The organism is Corallococcus sp. CA047B (assembly GCF_003612065.1).
Taxonomy (GTDB): Bacteria; Myxococcota; Myxococcia; order Myxococcales; family Myxococcaceae; genus Corallococcus; species Corallococcus praedator.
In genome coordinates this window covers 1-3,842 of the sequence record NZ_RAWD01000526.1, presented here as the reverse complement: position 1 = coordinate 3,842, position 3,842 = coordinate 1, and the positions used below count along the sequence as shown (strand labels likewise).

Below are 3,842 nucleotides of genomic sequence, written 5' to 3'. Positions count from 1 at the left end.
GCGGGGTGGGGGCGGGCACGGTGTTCCTTCCGTGGGAGTGGAGTGGGGCGGACCCTAGCAGTTTGATCCGCCGGTGCGGATCCACTCAGCAGCACCCCGTCACCCCGAGGACGGAGCCCCAGGGCCCACCTTCCACGGTGGTACTCCGCTCAGAAGTACCACGTCGCCCCGAGCACGAAGCGCAACGGCCCGTTGTCCAACGTGACGGTCCGTTGGGGCTTCGACCCTTCCTGCAACCGGACGACCTCGTGCTTCAGGGGCCAGGCCTTGTCCAGCTCCACGCCGATGCCCACGTGCCGCCAGGGCCGGACCTCCGCCAGGAGCCCGGTGGTGAAGTAGGGCAGGGTCAGCTCCCCGGTGATGAAGCGCGCGCCCGCGCTGAGGCCCACGCGAATCGGAGCGGTGGGAGTCCGCAGGCGCAGGCCGCCGCCGAAGGATCCGTAGTGGGGATCCTCCTGGTACTCGGCGAAGAGGCTCAAGGGCACCTCGAAGTCGTAGCCCCCACGCAGGCCCAGGCCCGCACTGCTGTCGTATGGCCCCGTCACGTCCAGCCCCGGCTCCCGGGTCCGGATGTCGAAGCCGGAACTGCCCGACAGCGTCACGCCCAACCAGGGACCATGCGGCTCCGGAGCCTCCTGTTCTGCTCGAGCGGAGGAGGCGAGGAGGAAGAGGAGGGTCGCCGCGGGCAACAGCGGGGGAGGTGACCGCATGGGAGGACCTCGGAAGGAAGAGGCGGATGTTTCGGCATCCGCACGACTTCCTACGGAGTGGAGGTCCCTCCCGGGTCATTCCCGCGTCTGCTCCGGGCGTCGTCGCCCGGAGGACGCGTTCCTGCTCAGGGCTTCGTGGGCGGAACCGGCGCGGCGGGAGCTTCCGGCGCCTTGGGCGGACCGGGCGGCACGCCGCGTCCGGCCTGGGCCACCATGCGCACCTCGGCGTTCTCCCCGAGCGCGAAGCCGTCGCCCTTGGTCTCCAGGTCGGTGACGTCGATGACGTCGCCGCGCTGGAGGTGGAAGAAGCGCTCGTTCTTCTCCGCGCGGTGGCGCTCCTGCATCGCAAGGCCCACGCGCCCCTCCGGTCCGCAGCCGATGTAGCGCTGGCGTCCCTTGCCCTCCAGCGACTCGCTGACGATGCGGAACACCCGGCCCGGCGGCGGCTCCGGCCACGCCTCGCCCTTGGGCGCCACCACGAGGTAGCTCATCTTCAGCGATTCCTTGTGGAACCCCGCCGTGCGCGCCAGCTCCTCCACCACGCGCGGCATGGGCCACGCGCGCTCGGCGTGGCACCAGTCCGTCTCCTTCACCAGCGCGGGGCAGGGGCCCCGGTACATACACGGCGCGCGGATGCCGTAGCCGCGCTCCACCAGCAGGTCGCGCACCTTGAGCAGGTTGCGGCTCGTCTCGCGCAGCGCGGGCTCCATCACCAGCAGGCTGCCGCCCTTCTTCACCTTCGCGAGCACCGCCTCCAGCAGCGCCGCGCGCGGCTTGAGCGCATCGTCGTTGGCGCCATACAGCTCGTTGACCACGTGGCCCATCGTCACCAGGTCGTACTGACCGTCGGGCAGCGTGGCGTTCTTCTTCAGCGGATCCCACTCGCGCGTGGCCAGCGCCTCGCCCGCCTCGGTGGCCAGCTTGAGTGCCAGCGCCAGCGCAGGCTTGCTGCGGTCCGCGGCGGTGACCTCACTGGCACCCCCGTCCATCGCCGCGAAGGCGACCGGACCCGGGCCGCTGCCCAGGTCCAGCACATGGCGGGGGCGGTTGGGCAATTCCCCCAGCACCTGCCGCGCCTGGGCGTAGGAGACCGGCCAGTAGAAGAGCAGGTAGGCGCCCAGCAGGCGCGGATCATCCATGTACCGGGCGCCGGCGAGCTGCCGGTCGCGGGTGAGGCCGAGCGACAACTGCTTCACCCCCGCGCCCACCTCCTTGACCTCCTGCGGCGTGAGGCGCCCCTCCGGGCCGTCGCCCTTGCCCCGCGACGCGCGCCACACGGCGATGAGCCGCGGCAGCCACCGCTCCAAGTCCTTGCTGTATGCGTTGCTCATCCGTGCCTTCACTTCTGGGGTCGCCACCTGGAGGCGACCGCGTTAAACCCATTCCGCCATGATTTCCGTCCGCGGATTGCGCAAGCACTATCAGGTTCACAAGCGCCCGCCCGGCCTGAAGGCGGCCCTGCGCTCGCTCGTCCACCGCAGCTACACGTCCGTCAAGGCCGTGGACGGCATCTCCTTCGATATCAAACCCGGCGAGCGGGTGGGCTTCCTGGGCCCCAACGGCGCGGGCAAGACGACGACGCTCAAGGTGCTGGCGGGCCTGCTCCACCCCTCCGAGGGTGAAGTCACCGTGGACGGCCACGTCCCGAAGATGCGCGAGGAGGCGTTCCTCAAGAAGATCATGCTGGTGATGGGGCAGAAGCAGCAGCTGCTCTGGGACCTGCCCGCCGCGGAGACGTTCGAACTCAACCGGGCCATCTACGACGTGCCCCGCCTCCAGTACAAGCAGACGCTGGAGGAGCTGGTGTCGCTGCTGGAGCTGGAGGACCTCATCCAGAAGCCCGTCCGCCAGCTCAGCCTGGGCGAGCGCATGAAGTGCGAGCTGGCCGCGGCCCTCATCCACCGCCCCCGGGTGCTGTTCCTGGACGAGCCCACCATCGGCCTGGATGTGTCCATGCAGGTGACGATGCGCACCTTCATCAAGGCCTACAACGAAACCACGGGCGCCACCCTCATCCTGACCAGCCACTACATGGACGACGTCGCGGCGCTGTGCCCGCGTGTCATCGTCATCGACAAGGGGCAGCTGTCCTACGACGGCACCCTGGACGCGCTGGTGCAGCGCGTGCGTCCGGAGAAGCGCGTGGTGCTGCGGCTGGCCCAGCCCGTGGCCGCGGACCTGCTGGCCTCGCTGGGGCGGGTGGTGTCGCACGAGCCGGGCGCGGCGGTGCTCCAGGTGCAGCAGGACGCGGTGAACGCCACCGTGGGGCGGGCGCTGTCCACGCTGCCGGTGACGGACCTGACGGTGGAGAACGCGCCGCTGGAAGAGGTGATGAGCGAGCTGTTCCAGGAGGGCAAGGCCCGCCGGGCGGAGGCCGCCCGGGAGACGGTGTCCGCATGAGCCTGCGCACGTCGCTGAAGGCGCTGCCCACGCTCCTGCGCATCGGGTTCGCGGAGGCGGTGGCCTTCCGCGCGGAGATGATCGTCTGGGTGTTCGCCACCACGATGCCGCTCATCATGCTGGCGCTGTGGTCGGCGGTGGCGCGCACGGCGCCGGTGGGCCGCTTCGGGCAGGCGGAGTTCGTCGGCTACTTCCTCGCGGCCTTCTGCGTGCGGCAGATCACCAGTTGCTGGGTGGCGTGGATGCTCAGCTACGAGGTGAAGCAGGGCACGCTGGCGATGCGCCTCTTGCGGCCCATCTCCCCGCTGCTCGCGTACGCGACGGACGTGCTGGCGGGCATCCCGCTGCGGCTCCTGGTGGTCGCGCCCGTGCTGGCCATAAGCCTCTACGTGGTGGGCGCGCGGGCCGTGCCTTCCTCGCCGCTCGGCTGGGGGCTGTTCATCCTGTCGCTGGCGGGCGGGTGGCTCATCACGTTCTATCTGAACGTGCTGTTGGGCACGCTGAGCCTCTATCTGGAGAGCAGCCAGAAGCTGATGGACGTCTACATGGTGCTGTTCTTCGTGTGCTCCGGCTACATGTTCCCGGTGGAGTTCTTCCCGGCCGGGGTGCGCACGTTCATCGACGTGCTGCCGTTCCGCTACCAGATGGGGCTGCCGGTGGAGCTGATGACGGGAGCGCACGCGACGGGGGCGGCGCTGGGGTTGCTGGCGAAGCAGTGGGCGTGGGTGGCGG

4 protein-coding genes are annotated in these 3,842 nt (G+C 70.0%); 2 read left to right on the top strand and 2 right to left on the bottom strand.

Annotation, left to right across the window (positions count from 1 at the left end; translation table 11 throughout):
• Nucleotides 1-149: 149 nt before the first annotated feature.
• Complete coding sequence (locus D7X74_RS40380; protein ID WP_147446874.1) at nt 150-710, bottom strand: porin family protein; 561 nt, start codon at nt 708-710, stop codon at nt 150-152.
• Nucleotides 711-835: 125 nt separating this feature from the next.
• Nucleotides 836-2,041, bottom strand: a complete 1,206-nt coding sequence (locus tag D7X74_RS40375) for a small ribosomal subunit Rsm22 family protein (RefSeq protein ID WP_120538252.1) — start codon at nt 2,039-2,041, stop codon at nt 836-838.
• Nucleotides 2,042-2,099: 58 nt separating this feature from the next.
• On the opposite strand from D7X74_RS40375, the gene D7X74_RS40370 reads away from it, so the two are divergent.
• Entirely contained in the window at nt 2,100-3,110 is a 1,011-nt protein-coding gene (locus D7X74_RS40370; protein WP_120538251.1) for an ATP-binding cassette domain-containing protein, read from the top strand.
• Nucleotides 3,107-3,842 (top strand): ABC-2 family transporter protein (locus tag D7X74_RS40365; RefSeq protein WP_120538250.1); only part of this gene is annotated, 736 nt, incomplete at its 3' end. The genes D7X74_RS40370 and D7X74_RS40365, both read left to right, overlap by 4 nt.